Origin of the sequence: Clostridioides sp. ES-S-0108-01, assembly GCF_020662285.1 — a bacterium.
Lineage (GTDB): Bacteria > Bacillota > Clostridia > Peptostreptococcales > Peptostreptococcaceae > Clostridioides.
Window position 1 is genome coordinate 218531 of record NZ_JADGMN010000004.1, and the last position, 17472, is coordinate 236002.

Consider the following 17472-nt stretch of genomic DNA (forward strand, 5'->3'; position numbering starts at 1 on the left):
AGTTTAGCTGAATATTAATTTAATTAGGTATTGGTTTAATCTTAATATAGATTTACTACGTATAAGTGAACTAACTAGATTACTTTAAGTTAATTTTTTCATATAAAATAAATTGATACATTACAAGTAAGGTGGAGTCTATATGGGAATTGTTTTAAAAGGTGGGAAAGTAGTAACAAGTGAAAAAACTTACTGTGCAGATGTAAGAATAGAAGATGAAAAAATAGTAGATATAGGTCTTGATATATCAAAAGAAAATGATAAAATAGTCGATGTTAGTGATTCTTATGTTATACCAGGAGGTATAGATACACACACTCACTTTGACTTAGATACAGGGGTTACTAAGACAGCAGATAATTTTGAGACAGGAACAAAATCTGCTATAGTTGGAGGAACTACTACTATATTGGATTTTGCTACACAAGCTAAGGGATGCTCTTTAAAAGAAGGATTAGAAGAATGGCATGAAAAAGCTAAGGATAAATCCTATTCAGATTATGGCTTTCATATGGCTATAACAGACTGGAATGACTCAGTTTGTAATGAAATGGAAGATATGGTTAAAGAAGGAGTATCTTCATTTAAATTGTATATGGCGTATAAAGGAAGCCTTCAAGTTGATGATGGTGTAATATTTGAAGCCATGAGAAAAGCAGAGGAGATAGGTGGAATTATTGGATTCCATTGTGAAAATGGGGATATAATATGTGAACTTGTGGATAAAGCAAAGGCAGAAAATAATTTATCTCCAAAATATCATCAACTAACTAGACCAGCCATACTGGAGGCAGAAGCTACTTCAAGACTTATGAAGATAGCCGAAGTTGCAAACTCTAAGGTATATGTTGTTCATCTAAGTTGCAAAGAATCTTTGGATGAGGTTCTAAAAGCTAAGCAAAGGGGTGTGGATGTAATAGTTGAAACTTGTCCTCAATACCTTCTATTAAATGATGAATTATATGATTTAGATGGATTTGAAAGTGCTAAGTATGTAATGTCACCACCTTTAAGAAATAAAGAAAATAATGAAATATTATGGAATGCTATTTCGGATAATCAAATAGATACTATAGGAACAGACCATTGCTCTTTTAATTATAGGGGACAAAAGGAACTTGGAATAAACGATTTCAGTAAGATACCAAATGGTTCTCCAGGTGTAGAACACAGGATGAGTCTTTTATACACATATGGAGTCTGTAAAAATAAAATATCTATCAATAAGATGGTAGAAGTAACATCAACTAATGCAGCAAAGTTATTTGGAATGTATCCTAATAAAGGAACTATAGAAATAGGTAGTGATGCAGATATATTAGTTTTAAATCCAAATAAAAAATCTAAAATAGAAGCAAAAAAACAATTGCAAAATGTAGATTATACACCTTATGAAGGGTATGAAGTGGATTGTCAAATAGAACATGTTTATTTAAGAGGAAAAGAAGTAGTTAGAGAGGGAGAATTAATCTGTAATACTCCAAGTGGAAGATATATAAATAGGCGTCTAACAAAGGGGGCTAGAGAATGGTAGAATTTATATTAAATGGAGAGAAAGTTGTTGCAAAAGAAGGCAAAAAACTTTTAGACTTCCTTAGAGAAGATATGAATATAACTTCAGTTAAAAATGGATGTTCAGAAGGTGCTTGTGGAACATGTATGGTTATAATAGATGGTAAAGCTACTAAAGCATGTGTATTTAAAACTGATAAATTAGCTGGGAAAAACATAACAACTATAGAGGGATTATCAGAGAGAGAAAGAGATGTTTTTGCATATTCTTTTGCTAGTCAAGGAGCTGTACAATGTGGATTTTGTATTCCAGGTATGGTAATTAGTTCAAAAGCACTTATAGACGTTAATAATAATCCTACTGAAGATGATATAAAGAAAGCTTTAAAAGGTAATATATGTAGATGTACAGGGTATGTAAAAATAATTAAAGCTGTCGATTTAGCAGCAAAGATTTTTAGAGAAAATATAGATGTACCAAAAGTAAACTGTAAAGGTCTAGTAGGTGAAAATCTTCCTAGAGTTGATGCAGTAGGTAAAGCACTTGGATATTCTGAATATGTAGATGATATGAGAATTGAGGGTATGATTTATGGTTCAGCAGTTAGAGCTAAGTATCCTAGAGCTTTAGTTAAAAAAATAGATATAGAAGAAGCAAAAGCTTATCCAGGAGTTGTTGCAGTTCTAACAGCTAAAGATATTCCAGGAACTATAAAAGTAGGTCATTTAAAGAAGGATTGGGACACTTTAATACCAGAAGGTGAGATAACTAGATACTTAGGAGATGGAATAGTTTTAGTAGCAGCAGAAACTAGAGAAGCATTAGAAGAAGCAAAAAAGCTAGTTAAGATGGATTATGAGGAATTAACACCATTAAGTACTACAGCAGATGCACTTAGAGAAGATGCTCCAAAAATACATGAGACAGGTAATATACTTGTTAAGGAACATTTAGTAAGAGGAAACGCTGAAGAAAAGATAGAAAATTCAAAATATGTTGTGACTAAGAGATATACTACACCTGCTACAGAACACGCATTTTTAGAGCCTGAATGTGCAGTAGCTGGTCCTTATGGAGAAGATGGAGTGATAATCTATTCAACAGACCAAGGGGTGTTTGCTACTCAACATGAATGTGCAGATATGTTAGGGTTACCACATGAGAAGGTAAGAGTTATAAACAAAATAGTAGGGGGAGGATTTGGTGGAAAAGAAGACATGAGTGTTCAACACCATGCAGCCTTACTTGCATACCATACTAAGAGATTTGTAAAAGTACAGTTAACAAGAAAAGAAAGTATTATTGTTCATCCAAAGCGACATGCCACAGAAATGGAATTTACGACAGCATGTGATGAAAATGGATATTTAACAGGTATGAAAGCAACAATAATATCTGATACAGGTGCATATGCCTCTCTTGGAGGTCCAGTACTACAAAGATTGTGTACTCATGCAGCAGGGCCATACAACTATCAAGATATTGATATAACAGGAACAGCAGTATATACTAATAATCCTCCTGGAGGAGCGTTTAGAGGTTTTGGGGTTACACAGAGTTGTTTTGCAACAGAATGTAATCTAAATTTACTTGCTGAAATGGTTGGAATATCACCTTGGGAGATAAGATATAAAAATGCAATAAGACCTGGTCAAGTTTTACCAAATGGTCAATTTGCAGATGAAGGAACAGCAATGGCAGAGACACTAGAAGCTGTGAAAGAAGAATATGAAAAGCATCCACGTGCAGGTATAGCTTGTGCTATGAAAAATAGTGGTGTTGGAGTTGGTATACCTGATGTTGGAAGATGTAGATTGGTGATAAAAGATGGCAAGGTTCACATAAGAACAAGTGCTTCTTGTATAGGTCAAGGGCTTGGCACTGTTATGACTCAAGTAGTTTGTGAAACTGCTAGCCTACTTCCTGAAAATGTAGTGCATGAAGTTCCAGATACTCATTTAACACCAGACTCTGGTAATACTACGGCTTCAAGACAGACAGTATTTACGGGAGAAGCTACTAAGGTTGCGTCAAATAAGTTAAAAGAAGCTTTAGACTCGGGCAAAACTTTACTTGATTTAGAGGGAGAAGAGTTTTATGGAGAATATGAAAGTATTACAGATAAAATGGGTTGTGACAAAGAAAATCCAGTAAGTCATGTTGCTTATGGATATGCAACACAAGTTGTAATGCTGGATGAAAATGGAAAATTGGAAAAAGTAGTAGCAGCACATGACGTTGGAAGAGCCATAAATCCAATCAGTTTAGAGGGTCAAATAGAAGGTGGAGTAGTTATGGGTCTTGGATATGCTCTAACTGAGGATTACCCAGTAGTGAAATCTGCTCCTACAGCTAAGTTTGGTACATTAGGTTTATTTAAGTCTACAGATATACCAGAAATACAAGCTGTAATAGTTGAAAAGAACAAAGATTTATTGGCTTATGGAGCAAAAGGTGTAGGAGAAATTTGTACAGTTCCTACTGCACCAGCAGTACAAAATGCTTATTATGTATTTGATAAAGAATTTAGAACTGAACTACCACTACAAAATACTCCATATAGTAAAAAAAAGTAACAAAAAAAAGAAATATTAAATAAAAAAATAGATTAAATTGTAAATAAAAAAAACCCTTTTGCATAAGGTATATTTTAAATGATAGAATATACATATACAGGAGGGTTTTTCTTTTATAAAATAAGTTTAATAAAATTGAGAGGTGAGCAGAATGAATTTTAATAATAGTCTAGAATTAACTCAATCTCAGAAGCTAATAATGACTACACAACTTAAGCAATCATTATCAATATTAAATATGAGTAAGTTAGAGTTAGAAGAAGAGATTAAAAGAGAAGCAGAGAATAACCCATTAGTTGAAGTCGAGAAAAGTGGGGAGATAAATTGGGAAGAGTATATAAAAGACATGGATAGGTCAAGACGTTTAGATAGAACAGAGATAAGTTATAATCCTGATAATGAAGTTAATCTAGAAAATTTAGTTAAATATTCGTCAAATTTATATGAGGATTTAAAATTTCAGATAAGCCTATATAAACTTACAGATAAAGAATTGGAAGTCTGTGAGTATATAATTGATAGTTTAGATGAGGATGGATATTTAAGAACTGAGGAAAAAGTAATTGTTGATACCTTAAAGATAGATGAAGAGCTTTTTGAAAAATGTTTGATTAGTGTTCAGCAGTTAGAACCTAGTGGAGTAGGGGCAAGAAGTCTTTCAGAATGTTTGATGATTCAAATGGCTAGTTTGGGAATATATAATGAAATTTTAGAGGAAATCGTTACAAAAGACTTAAATCTAATTGCAAATAATAAATACAAAGAGATAAGTAAAAAGTACAATATGTCACTACAAAAATGCGTTGAACTAATAAATATAATTAAGACATTAGACCCCAAGCCAGGAAGAACTTGTTCAGTAGAAAAAAGTGTGTACATTCAACCTGATGTAACTGTAGAAAAAATTGATGATGAATTTATTGTATATTTAAATGAAAAAGATTCTTATCAGATAAGAATCAATAATTATTATAAAGACATATTAAAAAATTCACAGTCTGATGAAAGTGCAAAAGAATTTATAAAAGAAAGACTAAATTCAGCAACAGGACTTATGAAAAATATAGAGAGTAGGAAAACTACAGTACTTAAGATTGCAGAAGAAATAGTAAAAGCTCAAGATGAATTCTTGAGAAAAGGGACAAAATATATAAAACCTTTGAAAATGAAGGACATAGCAGAAAAATTAGAATTCCATGAATCTACTATAAGTAGAGGTGTAAATGGTAAATATATGCTAACACCTTTTGGAGTATATGAATTTAGATACTTTTTTAGTAGTGCTATTGAAACTGAGAATAATGAAATGGCATCTAGTACAAGCATAAAAAAAATTATAAAGGAAACAATAAAAGACGAAAATAAAAAGAAACCTTTAAGTGATGACCATATATCTAAGTTACTAAAAGAAAAAGGAATTAATGTTGCAAGAAGGACAGTTGCCAAATATCGTGAAGAATTAGGAATCCCATCTTCAAGTAAGAGAAAAGAATACTAATAAGTAAAAGACAAATATCAGTATTGTAAGGGGAAAAGGCTAATTAAAAGATGAATGTGAATTGGGCTAAAAATTTTATGAAATAAAATAGTAAGATATTGAAAAGTATTAAAATGCTAGAAGATATTAAAAAATTAAAGAACATTAAAATATTGAAGAATATTAGACCTGTAAAGAACATTAAAACTTGGAAAGTATCAAAATACTAAAGAGAATTTAAATACTGGGTAACATTAAAATATTGTAAAATGCTAAAAAACTAGAAGACATAATTAAATAAATGCTTGCAAAGAATAATTAAATATTAGAAGAAGAATGTTTGGATAAATAAACTATTATTAAATTTAATAATTACAAAAGGAAAACACATAGGATATAAATAAAAATCTTAGATAGAAGTATACTTAGCTGGAAATAAAAGTAAGTAGAAGTAAAAGTAACTACAAATAGAATTAGTTATAGTAAAAAATATTAGAATAAAAATATAAAAAAATATATATAAAAAGTCTTATATAAAAAGAAAAAATACTGTAATTTGAAAATGGTGGAGAAATATTCTATAAAATAAAAAAATAAAAAAGTTTTTGAAAAACTATTGAAATCTATACGCAAATCCTATAAAATAAAATTATCTTGTGGGACTTAAATAAACACTAGGGACGAAAAAAGTCCCGAAAGGAAAGCAATAAGGAGTATGTTATGAAGAACTTATTAGAAATTCAAAAGAAATTGATTCCACAGGCAATTGAACTTATGGAAAGAAGATACTCTATTTTAAGACAAATATCTTTAAGTGAACCAATAGGTAGAAGAACCTTATCAAATGTATTAGAAATTAGTGAAAGAATAATCAGGTCAGAAACAGAGTTTTTAAAAGAACAAGGACTTATAGACGTAGCTGTATCTGGGATGACTATCACCAAAGAAGGTTCTGATTTGTTAGATAAACTTAAGGACATCATGAGTGACATCATGGGATTGTCTAAGTTACAAGATAGAGTCAGAGAAAAGCTTGGAATAAAAAAGGTAATACTAGTTCCTGGAAGCTGTGATGAAAATGGAAGTTTACTAAAAGATGTAACTAGATATGGATGCGAGTATTTCTTAGGTATTTTAAAAGATGGAGATATCGTTTCAATAACAGGTGGAAGCACTATGTTGGAGTTTTCAAACGTTATTAAAACTGATAAGAGATACCCAAATACTACAATAGTTCCAGCTAGAGGAAGTATGGGAACTGATGTAGAGATGCAGTCTAATAGCATAGTTGCTTCAATAAGTAAGAAGTTACATTCTAATTGCAAACTTTTACATATACCAGATGAGTTGGATGAGAGTGCAATGAAAACTCTTAGTCTAGTGCCAGAGATTAAAACAACTTTGGAGTATATTAAAAGAACAGACATTTTAGTTTTTAGTATAGGTAGAGCAGATGTCATGGCAAAGAGAAGAAAACTTCCAGAAGACAAGGTTGATGAGATATTATCTAAAAATGCAGTTGGAGAAGCATTTGGATACTATTTCAACAAAGATGGAGAAATAGTTTACAAATTAAATACTGTTGGAATTGATTTAGAGACAGTTAAACAAGTAAAAGAGACTATTGCAATCTTTGCAGGGGCTGAAAAAGTAGAAGCCTTATTAGCCATATCAAATATGCATAAAAACATGGTTCTTGTAACAGATGAAGAAAGTGCTTATAAGATATTGTCATTATTATAAAAGTCAAGAACTAGCACAGAGCTAGAAAACATACATTTACTTTATAGGAGGTAGCGAAAATGGTTAAAGTAGCTATAAATGGATTTGGAAGAATAGGAAGATTAGCATTAAGAAAAATGATGGAGCAACAAGATAAGTTTGAAGTTGTTGCAATAAACGACTTAACAGACGCTAAAATGTTAGCTCATTTATTTAAATATGATACAGCTCAAGGAAGATTTAATGGAGAAATAGAAGTTAAAGAAGGTGCTTTTGTAGTAAACGGAAAAGAAATAAAAGTAACAGCAGAAAGAAATCCTGCTGACCTACCATGGGCTGAATTAGGAGTGGATATAGTATTAGAATGTACAGGATTCTTTACATCTAAAGATAAAGCTGAAGCTCATATACAAGCAGGAGCTAAGAAAGTTGTTATATCTGCACCAGCTACTGGAGATTTAAAAACAATAGTATTCAACACAAACAGTGATATATTAGATGGTTCTGAGACAGTTATATCAGGAGCTTCTTGTACTACTAACTGTTTAGCTCCAATGGCAAAAGTATTAAATGACAAATACGGTATAGAAAAAGGATTAATGACTACTATACATGCATACACTAATGACCAAAATACTTTAGATGGTCCTCATCCAAAAGGTGATTTAAGAAGAGCTAGAGCTGCTGCTGGAAACATAGTTCCAAACACTACAGGAGCTGCAAAAGCAATTGGTTTAGTAATACCTTCATTAAAAGGAAAACTAGATGGGGCAGCACAAAGAGTACCAGTTGTAACTGGTTCAATAACTGAATTAGTTTGTACATTAGGAAAAAATGTTACAGTTGAAGAAATAAATGCAGCTATGAAAGAAGCTTCAAACGAATCTTTCGGATATACTGAAGAAATGTTAGTATCTTCTGACATAATCGGAATAAGCTACGGTTCATTATTTGATGCTACTCAAACAAAAGTTATGGAAGTAGATGGAAAACAATTAGTTAAAGTTGTTTCTTGGTATGATAATGAAATGTCTTATACTTCTCAATTAATAAGAACTTTAGGATACTTTGCACAAGTAGCAAAATAGTCAGCTTTGAGAAAATAGAAAAGTAGATTGACAAAGTCCGAGTTTGTAGTTTAATACTACGGACTCAGGACTTTTTTTAAGAAAAAATATATAAAATACATCTAAATAATGTTACATACTATATATAAAAATATGATAATATGATATATTTAATAGGGTAAAAGTATGTACTATATTATACTTGGCAATAAAAAATTACTTTATTAAAAGGAGAGATATTTATGTCAATGCTTAACAAAAAAACTATAGAAGATATTGATGTGTGCGGAAAAAAAGTATTAGTAAGATGTGACTTTAATGTGCCATTACAAGATGGTGTAATTACTGATGAAAATAGATTGAACGGAGCTTTACCAACTATTCAATATTTAATTTCTAAAGGTGCAAAAGTTATATTATGCTCTCACTTAGGAAAGCCAAAAGGAGAAGCTAAGCCAGATTTATCTTTAGCACCAGTAGCAAAGAGATTATCTGAGATGTTAGGAAAAGAAGTTGTATTTGCAGCAGATGATAATGTTGTAGGAGAAAATGCAAAGAAAGCAACTGAAAAAATGGAAAACGGAGATGTAGTATTATTAGAAAATACTAGATATAGAAAAGAAGAAACTAAAAACGAAGAGAATTTCTCTAAAGAATTAGCATCACTTGCTGAAATATTTGTAAATGATGCGTTTGGAACTGCTCATAGAGCACATTGCTCAACAGTTGGTGCAGGTGAGTTCTTACAAGAGAGAGTTTGTGGATACTTAATTCAAAAAGAATTAAAATTCTTAGGAGAAGCTGTTGCAAACCCTGTAAGACCATTTACAGCTATACTTGGAGGAGCTAAAGTTTCTGATAAATTAGCTGTTATAAACGAATTATTAGAAAAAGTTGATAATCTAATAATAGGTGGAGGAATGGCTTATACATTCTTAAAAGCTCAGGGTTATGAAGTAGGAACTTCTTTACTTGAAATAGATAAAGTTGAATATGCTAAAGAAATGATGGAAAAAGCTAAGAATAAGGGTGTTAACTTATTATTACCAGTAGACGTTGTTATGGCAGACCACTTTGCACCAGATGCTACTCCAATAGTAACAGAAGATGCTAATGTAAAAGAAGATTACATGGGACTAGATATGGGACCTAAGACTATAGCAAACTTTGTAAAAACTATAAAAGAATCAAAAACTGTAGTATGGAATGGACCAATGGGAGTATTTGAATTTGAAAACTTTGCAAATGGTACATTGTCAGTAGCTAGAGCTATGGCAGAGTTAACTGATGCAACTACTGTAATTGGTGGTGGAGATAGTGCAGCAGCAGTTAATCAATTAGGATTTGGTGATAAGATGACTCACGTATCAACAGGTGGAGGAGCATCACTAGAATTTTTAGAAGGTAAAGAATTACCAGGTATTGCAGCATTAGATAATAAATAAACTAATATATAGAGGAGATTGTAAAATGAGAAAACCTATAATTGCAGGAAACTGGAAAATGCATAAAACAATAAAAGAAGCTTTAGAATTTGTAAATGAGGTTAAAGATAAAATAAACTCTGATAAAGTAGAAGCTGTTATATGTGCCCCATTTACTTTATTGAAGGATTTAAAAGAAGCTACTAAGGGTACAAATATAAAGATAGGTGCTCAAAATATGCACTTTGAAGAAAAAGGAGCATTTACAGGAGAAGTTTCACCTCTTATGTTAAAAGAAATAGATATGGACTATGTTGTAATAGGACATTCAGAAAGAAGACAATACTTCAATGAAACTGATGAAACTGTAAATAAAAAAGTTTTAAAAGCTTTAGAAGTAGAAATAGACCCAATACTATGTGTTGGAGAAACTTTAGAGCAAAGAGAAGCTGGAAAAACTAAAGATGTTTGTAAAGTTCAAGTTGAAAAAGCTTTAGAAAATGTTCTTAAAGATGATTTAGCAAAAGTAGTTGTTGCATATGAGCCAATCTGGGCTATTGGAACTGGTAAAACTGCAACTGCTGAAGATGCTAATGACGTTATATCTTATATAAGAGAAGTTATAAGAGGATTATATGGAGAATTAGCTAATGAAGTTAGAATACAATACGGTGGAAGTGTTAAACCTTCAAATGTAGCCGAAATAATGGGTCAAAGTGATATAGATGGAGCTTTAGTAGGTGGAGCTAGTTTAGCTAGTAATGACTACCGAGACCTTGTTAATTTCTAAGGAGTGAAATGATGAAAAAACCAGTTGCTTTAATTATTATGGACGGATTTGGATACAATAAGGGTGTTAAGGGAAATGCAATTGCTGAGTCCAAAACTCCTAATTTAGATAGAATAAAAAAAGAGTATCCAAACACATTGATAAATGCTAGTGGTCTTGATGTTGGTCTACCTGATGGTCAAATGGGAAATTCAGAAGTTGGTCACACTAATATAGGTGCAGGTAGAATTGTATATCAAGATTTAACTAGAATAACAAAATCTATAAAAGATGGTGACTTTTTTACTAATAAAGTTTTATGTGAAGCTATGGATAATGCAAAAGAACATTCTCTTCATGTAATGGGACTTTTGTCTGATGGAGGAGTACATTCACATATAGACCATCTTAAGGCTATAATCAAAATGGCAAAAGATAAAGGTGTGGAAAAGGTGTATGTTCATGCATTTACTGATGGTAGAGATACTGACCCTCAAAGTGCGTTAGAATATGCCAAAGAAGTACAAGCTAGTATGGATGAAATTGGGGTAGGAGAATTTGCTACAGTTTCTGGTAGATACTATGCTATGGATAGAGATAAGAGATGGGAAAGAGTAGAGCTTGCATACAATGCTATGGTTAGAGGTATTGGTGAAAAAGCGACTTCTATTGAGGAAGCTATTCAAAACTCTTATGACAATGGAAAAAATGATGAGTTTATAATGCCAACAGTTATTATGAAAGATGATAAAGCAGTTGGAAGTATAAAGGAAAATGATTCAATTATATTCTTCAACTTTAGACCAGATAGAGCTAGACAAATAACTAGAGCTTTAGTTTGTGAAGAGTTTGATGGATTTAAAAGAGAAGATATTAAAAACTTCTTTGTATGTTTAACAGAGTACGATATAACTATAGAAAACGTGCATATAGCATTTGGACCTCAATCTTTAAGCAACACTCTAGGTGAGTATCTAGCTAAAAATGGAAAAACTCAACTTAGAGCTGCTGAAACTGAAAAGTATGCACATGTAACTTTCTTCTTCAATGGTGGAGTAGAAGAGCCAAATAAAGGTGAAGAAAGACTATTGATACCTTCTCCAAAGGTTGCAACTTATGATTTAAAACCAGAAATGTCAGCATATGAATTGACAGATAAAGCTTTAGAGAAATTAGGAGAAGATAAGTTTGACTTTATAGTGTTAAACTTTGCAAATCCTGATATGGTAGGTCACACAGGAAGTATAGAAGCGGCTGTAAAGGCTGTTGAAACTGTAGACACTTGTGTAGGAAAATTGGTAGATAAAATAGTAGAGTTAGGTGGAAGTGCAATAATAACTGCTGACCACGGAAATGCTGAATATATGTTAGACCCAGAAACAGGAAAAACTGTAACAGCTCACTCTATTAATCCAGTACCATTTATTGTAGTTGGTCAAGAATTTGAAAGTGCAAAATTATTGGATGGAGGAAGATTATCTGATATAGCACCGACTGTTTTAGATATGATGAAGTTAGAAAAGCCAGAAGAAATGACTGGTCATTCACTTATTTCAAAATAGTCGATTCTGATAAGTAGAGAATAATATATAAACTACAATATAAATTTAAAAATAACACAGTTTAGGTTTATTTTGTAAGGTTTAGACTTTATGACATAAAATTTAGATTTTGTAAGGTCTGGATATTGTAAGGTGTAGATGAAAGTATATTTTATAATATTTACAAGATAGACAATTTATAAAATAAAAAATTATAATATAGATAATGATGTAAATAATGATATAAATAATAATGTAAATAATAACAATATAGACAATAACAATATAAATAATAATAATTAATATATATTATATAAGCAAAAATTTTAGAATCATTAGTTGTACATTTTATGTTTAATGTTTTAAATCTAGTTATAATGTTATGTATTAAAGGTTACTTTTGAATTTTAGTCAAGTTTTTTAATACTATATAAGTTAAAATATTATAAAAAATAAAATAAAAATAGGAACTTTTACAAATTTACCCATCAAATAAATTTGTACCTAATTTTCAAAAGCAACTTTATGTACTATAATATAGAAAGTAGATTAAAATAGTAGACGGATGTTTACAGTAAATGAAAATTTAACTAATAGAAAATCGAAGGGAGATATACAAATGTCAGTTATTGAATTAGTATATGCTAGAGAAGTATTAGACTCAAGAGGAAATCCAACTGTAGAAGTTGAAGTAGTATTAGAAGATGGAGCAATGGGAAGAGCAATAGTTCCATCAGGAGCATCTACAGGAGCTTTTGAAGCTGTTGAATTAAGAGATGGAGATAAGGGAAGATACTTAGGAAAAGGTGTAGAAACAGCTGTTGCTAACGTAAATGAAATAATAGCACCTGAAATAGAAGGAATGGATGCATTTGACCAACCAGCTATAGACGCAATCATGATAGAATTGGATGGAACTCCAAACAAAGGTAAATTAGGAGCTAATGCTATATTAGGTGTTTCAATGGCAGTAGCTAGAGCAGCTGCTGATGAAATAGGTTTACCATTATTCCAATATTTAGGTGGAGTAAATGCTAAACAATTACCTGTTCCAATGATGAACATATTAAACGGTGGAGAGCATGCTGATAATAACGTTGATGTTCAAGAATTTATGATATTACCAGTAGGAGCTTGTTGTTTCAAAGAAGGTTTAAGAATGGGAGCAGAAGTATTCCATTCATTAAAGAAAGTTTTAGGAGAAAAAGGATTAGCTTGTGGTGTAGGTGACGAAGGTGGATTTGCTCCAAACTTAGGTTCAAACAGAGAAGCTTTAGAATTAATAGTTGAAGCTATAACAAAAGCTGGATATAAGCCAGGTGAAGACGTTATGTTAGGTCTTGACGTTGCTGCTACAGAAATGTACAACAAAGAAACTAAAAAATACGTTTTAGCAGGAGAAGGAAAAGAGTTAACTGCTGCTGAAATGGTTGCTTTATATGAAGATTGGTCAAACAACTTCCCAATAATAACTATAGAAGATGGTTTAGACGAAGAAGATTGGGATGGATGGAAATTATTAACTGAAAAATTAGGAAATAAATTACAATTAGTTGGTGACGACTTATTTGTTACTAACACAGAGAGATTAGAAAAAGGAATTGAAAATGGAGTAGCTAACTCTATATTAGTTAAGGTTAACCAAATAGGTACAATAACTGAAACTTTAGATGCTATAGAAATGGCTAAGAGAGCAGGATATACTGCTGTTATATCTCATAGATCAGGAGAAACTGAAGATTCTACTATAGCAGATTTAGCTGTTGCAGTAAATGCTGGTCAAATAAAAACTGGTGCTCCATCAAGAACTGATAGAGTTGCTAAGTACAACCAATTATTAAGAATAGAAGAAATGGTTGGAGAGCAAGCTAGATACTGTGGATTAAAATCTTTCTATAATTTAAAAAAATAGTTATTGAAGATTAAAAAGATAGTATTAAAGATTAAAAAGATAGTATTAAAGATTAAAAAGATAACATAAAAGATAAAAATTTATCTTATAAGGGATAAGTGATAGTTGATTTTTCAATTCACTTATTCTTTTTTTATATTTATAGTTTACATATCTATGTTTAAAAAGTATTATATAAAAGTGTTAGGTAAGTAAAAACTTGAAAGGAAGATGATTATGTTTAAAAAATGTATCAAGAGTATGTTTGTGCTTTCTTGTATCGCTTTAACCTTATTTACAGGTTGTAGCCAAAATGAAAATAATAATGGTTCTGATACTGATATTGATAAAAAACAACTATTAGAAGTTGCCGATTCTAATGGTGATGTGATAAGACAAACGACAGACAATGATATTATTACTGATTATGTTCTAAATAAGGAAATCGATGAATGGACTTATGCCAAAGAAATACCTGTAAATCATGAAAAATTATATACATTTGCTAGTTATGAATTAATAACTGAGCCTGTTTTTTTAGATGAAACAGATTCTAATATTTCTTACAGTTTGGAGACTCTATATAAAAGCGATGAAAATTTTTATGTTGAGGTCAACTCAGAAGGTGAAACAACTTATAATAAAATTCCTAATTCTGCAGGGAATTATTTAATTACGTTTGCTAAGCATAAGTCTGATATACAAGATAAACAAAAAATTTTTTCTACGTGGGGAAATACCACATCAAACTCTGATAAAAATCTAACTACTGTATTAGGTAAGAAGATACTTTCAAAGTTATGGGAGGATGAAGAACAAAATATTGATAAAGATTATGAGGAAAATTATACTCCTGAAACAATCAATGTAAAAAAAGTAGAAATAGAATATTTAGATGATAGTGTCAGTATAACTGATTCTAAAAAAATAGCTGATTTTTATAATAACTTAAAAGAAAATAACTGGGATAAGGTAAATGAGCCATTATCTGAAAAAAATAAAATATGTGTAATAAGAGCATATCAGCCGAATAGAAAAAGTAGAGATAAAGAATTAGTTGTAAATGAGGAAATAATTATATATCATAGTGATGATGAATACTGGGCAGTATCAAAGAGTAATTCTGGAAATGATGAAATGAAAATGTATTATAAAATACCTAATAGTATTATTGAATATCTTAGCGATATGATTAAATTTTAACTGAAAGATAAAATTACAAGATATCAGTTTTGTTTGTTATTTATGGTTTAATGGTCTTGAAATGACTATGTTATTGTGATACACTAAAGAGTAATGAAATTTAAGTAATAAATAGATAGGAGGGGCAATAATGAGCAACATTTTAATGGGTGTGCAAGTAGTACTAGGGCTTTTACTAGTAATTAGCATAATGCCTCAAGATTCAAAGAATGCTTTGCCTTCAGAGTTTGGTGGAGAAGGAAGTCAAGCTTACTTTAAACCAAAAGGGAAACAAGCATTTCTTGCTAGAATTACAAAGATAACAGCAGTATTATTTTTTATAAATGCATTGGCATTACTTATAGTTAAGAAGTAATGATATTGTTGAATAACTGGCCATTATTTGATTAGTGCATTTGGAAAATATTTAAAAATTAAATTTAGTTTTTAATGAAAGTATGTAAAGTAAAAAATAAAACAGGACTAACAATTTTATATTGTTAGTCCTATTTTATTTTAAAGATTAAGTTAGATACTTTGATTATTTACATTTATGTGTATATCTATCAAACCAGACAATTAGTTTATTACAATTTGGACAAGTATTTTCAGTTAAGTTTTATAGTGTGGCTAGTATATTGCAAATATAAATAGTGATTTTATAGTATCTTATAAAATAATCTTCATTAGGGCTTATATCATAAATATGGTGTAGAAATAAAAGCATACAACTATAAAATATCATATAAGTAAATCTGAATATTTAATAAGTAAATACAAATATTTAGATAAGATTAGTTTAAATAAGATTATTCTGTTTTAAAATAAATATTATTAGAAATACTGTAATTATAGAAAATGCAGAAGTAAATACTACAATTTGACCAGCTAGTTCACTATCAGAATCCATCTGTTGTGCCATTGTAAATGAAGAAACTGCAGTTGGAGCAGACAACATTATCATAAGTGAGGCTAATTCTACATTTCTAAATCCAAGAAAAATACTAATTGGCAAGAATATAGTAGGTACTAGTACAAGTCTTCCACATACTCCCAATATAATGGGTCTTATATGTCCCTTTATAGAAGAAAAACTAAAAGACCCCCCTAGAATTATAAGAGATAAAGGTGTTGCGATTTTAGATATATCGCCAATTGTCTTATGTAAAAATGTAGGAATATTTACATCTAAAATTAACATAATAAGACCTATTGCAGAAGCTATTATAAGTGGGTTTGTTATAATACCTTTAATCATATGTTTTATATTTACTTTTCCACCTCTAAAAATTTCAAGTATTACGACAGACAACACATTAAACATAGGTACAATGACTGCAATTAATAAAGATGTAACTCCAATGCTCTTATCACCAAATAGTGAGATTGTGACAGGAATGCCAAATATAACGAAATTACTACGAAATATACCTTGTATTAATGCACCTCTCGATTTATTATCTTTTTCAATTTTAGGGATAATAAAAACTAAGATTAAGAAGGTTGAAAAAATGATTATAACAGCCACGGCCATAAGTTTAAAATTAAGAGAGCCATTTAAATCTGTGTTATATATGTTAAAAAATAATAATAATGGCAAGAAAGATTTAAAACAAACATTATTCATTTTATTTAAAGTATGTTCATCAAATAAACCTAATTTTTTTAGAACATATCCAAGTGACATTGTGAGAAACAAGGGAAGAACAACATTTACTGATAGAATTAAATTTTCCAAAGTCTATTCTCCATAACTCGATAATTCAATTAAATTTCTATCAGGGTTTCTTAAATAAATGGATTTCATTTTACCAAAAACTCCTATACGTTCTACAATTCCTTGTTCAATTTGAATACCATTTTGTTTTAAGTATTTTTTTGTTTCATCAATATTCTTGTTTATTTCAAAACATAAATCAGCACTACCTGTTTGTATGTTTTTGTTATGTGGTGAAAGTTCATTACCTTTTATGTGGACATTTATCTTAAAATCTCCAGTATAAAGCTCATATTTTTTATTCATTTCTTTAGATGTAAAACCAAGCTTTTTATAAAAACTTATACAATTTTCTATATTATTAGTAGTAATAACTACATGGTCTATTTTTTTTATCATAACAACTCCTTAAGATTTTATATATTGATAAACTCAACATAAATTTATTTAATTTTATAAACTGATATGATTTATATTGATTATCTAATTTTATATTGATTGTTGAATTTCATTTAGAGCATTAAATTTTATGTAGATTGTTGAATTTTGTATTGATTGTTGAATTTCATTTAGAGTATTAAGTTTTATGCAGA

Annotated in this window: 13 protein-coding genes; 11 read left to right on the forward strand and 2 right to left on the reverse strand. The window is 30.3% G+C overall.

Features of this window, described 5'->3' with window-relative positions; translation table 11 throughout:
• Positions 1–142 precede the first annotated feature (142 nt).
• The 11 genes from hydA to secG all read left to right on the forward strand — a co-directional run bounded on the left by hydA (position 143) and on the right by secG (position 15538).
• Positions 143–1534: a dihydropyrimidinase gene (hydA, locus tag IR152_RS06130; RefSeq protein ID WP_227450909.1), complete on the forward strand. Its 1392-nt coding sequence runs from the start codon at positions 143–145 to the stop codon at positions 1532–1534.
• Positions 1528–4089: a selenium-dependent xanthine dehydrogenase gene (gene xdh / locus IR152_RS06135; RefSeq protein ID WP_227450910.1), complete on the forward strand. Its 2562-nt coding sequence runs from the start codon at positions 1528–1530 to the stop codon at positions 4087–4089. Before hydA ends, xdh begins: the two co-directional genes overlap by 7 nt.
• Positions 4090–4240: 151 nt before the next feature.
• A complete protein-coding gene (gene rpoN, locus IR152_RS06140) occupies positions 4241–5587 on the forward strand; it encodes an RNA polymerase factor sigma-54 (protein WP_227450911.1) in 1347 nt (448 codons plus the stop codon).
• 699 nt (positions 5588–6286) lie between these two features.
• On the forward strand, positions 6287–7309 hold the full coding sequence (locus IR152_RS06145; RefSeq protein ID WP_227450912.1) for a sugar-binding transcriptional regulator: 1023 nt from the start codon (positions 6287–6289) through the stop codon (positions 7307–7309).
• Positions 7310–7368: 59 nt separating this feature from the next.
• On the forward strand, positions 7369–8376 hold the full coding sequence (gap, locus tag IR152_RS06150; RefSeq protein WP_227450913.1) for a type I glyceraldehyde-3-phosphate dehydrogenase: 1008 nt from the start codon (positions 7369–7371) through the stop codon (positions 8374–8376).
• A 221-nt stretch (positions 8377–8597) separates the two neighbouring features.
• A complete protein-coding gene (locus IR152_RS06155; RefSeq protein WP_227450914.1) occupies positions 8598–9800 on the forward strand; it encodes a phosphoglycerate kinase in 1203 nt (400 codons plus the stop codon).
• 25 nt (positions 9801–9825) lie between these two features.
• A complete protein-coding gene (gene tpiA / locus IR152_RS06160) occupies positions 9826–10569 on the forward strand; it encodes a triose-phosphate isomerase (protein ID WP_227450915.1) in 744 nt (247 codons plus the stop codon).
• A gap of 11 nt (positions 10570–10580) precedes the next feature.
• On the forward strand, positions 10581–12110 hold the full coding sequence (gene gpmI, locus IR152_RS06165) for a 2,3-bisphosphoglycerate-independent phosphoglycerate mutase (RefSeq protein ID WP_413927474.1): 1530 nt from the start codon (positions 10581–10583) through the stop codon (positions 12108–12110).
• 598 nt (positions 12111–12708) lie between these two features.
• Complete coding sequence (gene eno, locus IR152_RS06170) at positions 12709–14001, forward strand: phosphopyruvate hydratase (protein WP_009898301.1); 1293 nt, start codon at positions 12709–12711, stop codon at positions 13999–14001.
• Positions 14002–14217: 216 nt separating this feature from the next.
• Positions 14218–15183 (forward strand): hypothetical protein, encoded by a 966-nt coding sequence (locus tag IR152_RS06175; protein ID WP_227450917.1) that lies wholly within the window; start codon positions 14218–14220, stop codon positions 15181–15183.
• A 130-nt stretch (positions 15184–15313) separates the two neighbouring features.
• Entirely contained in the window at positions 15314–15538 is a 225-nt protein-coding gene (secG, locus tag IR152_RS06180) for a preprotein translocase subunit SecG (protein ID WP_227450918.1), read from the forward strand.
• A gap of 423 nt (positions 15539–15961) precedes the next feature.
• Here the strand turns inward: secG and IR152_RS06185 are convergent, their stop codons facing one another.
• Both IR152_RS06185 and IR152_RS06190 read right to left on the reverse strand, forming a co-directional pair.
• The gene (locus IR152_RS06185) at positions 15962–16849 is read right to left on the reverse strand and encodes an AEC family transporter (protein ID WP_413927476.1); all 888 of its coding nucleotides are present in this window, start codon (positions 16847–16849) and stop codon (positions 15962–15964) included.
• A gap of 54 nt (positions 16850–16903) precedes the next feature.
• Positions 16904–17278, reverse strand: a complete 375-nt coding sequence (locus IR152_RS06190) for a VOC family protein (RefSeq protein ID WP_227450920.1) — start codon at positions 17276–17278, stop codon at positions 16904–16906.
• Positions 17279–17472: the final 194 nt, after the last annotated feature.

Excerpts from the sequence above, each read along its gene's own strand:
- gap (WP_227450913.1), top strand. The coding sequence starts at position 7,369 with ATGGTTAAAGTAGCTATAAATGGATTTGGAAGAATAGGAAGATTAGCA.
- rpoN (WP_227450911.1), top strand. The coding sequence starts at position 4,241 with ATGAATTTTAATAATAGTCTAGAATTAACTCAATCTCAGAAGCTAATA.
- IR152_RS06185 (WP_413927476.1), bottom strand. The coding sequence starts at position 16,849 with ATGTCACTTGGATATGTTCTAAAAAAATTAGGTTTATTTGATGAACAT.
- tpiA (WP_227450915.1), top strand. The coding sequence starts at position 9,826 with ATGAGAAAACCTATAATTGCAGGAAACTGGAAAATGCATAAAACAATA.
- eno (WP_009898301.1), top strand. The coding sequence starts at position 12,709 with ATGTCAGTTATTGAATTAGTATATGCTAGAGAAGTATTAGACTCAAGA.
- IR152_RS06190 (WP_227450920.1), bottom strand. The coding sequence starts at position 17,278 with ATGATAAAAAAAATAGACCATGTAGTTATTACTACTAATAATATAGAA.
- IR152_RS06145 (WP_227450912.1), top strand. The coding sequence starts at position 6,287 with ATGAAGAACTTATTAGAAATTCAAAAGAAATTGATTCCACAGGCAATT.
- IR152_RS06155 (WP_227450914.1), top strand. The coding sequence starts at position 8,598 with ATGTCAATGCTTAACAAAAAAACTATAGAAGATATTGATGTGTGCGGA.
- gpmI (WP_413927474.1), top strand. The coding sequence starts at position 10,581 with ATGAAAAAACCAGTTGCTTTAATTATTATGGACGGATTTGGATACAAT.
- secG (WP_227450918.1), top strand. The coding sequence starts at position 15,314 with ATGAGCAACATTTTAATGGGTGTGCAAGTAGTACTAGGGCTTTTACTA.
- hydA (WP_227450909.1), top strand. The coding sequence starts at position 143 with ATGGGAATTGTTTTAAAAGGTGGGAAAGTAGTAACAAGTGAAAAAACT.
- IR152_RS06175 (WP_227450917.1), top strand. The coding sequence starts at position 14,218 with ATGTTTAAAAAATGTATCAAGAGTATGTTTGTGCTTTCTTGTATCGCT.
- xdh (WP_227450910.1), top strand. The coding sequence starts at position 1,528 with ATGGTAGAATTTATATTAAATGGAGAGAAAGTTGTTGCAAAAGAAGGC.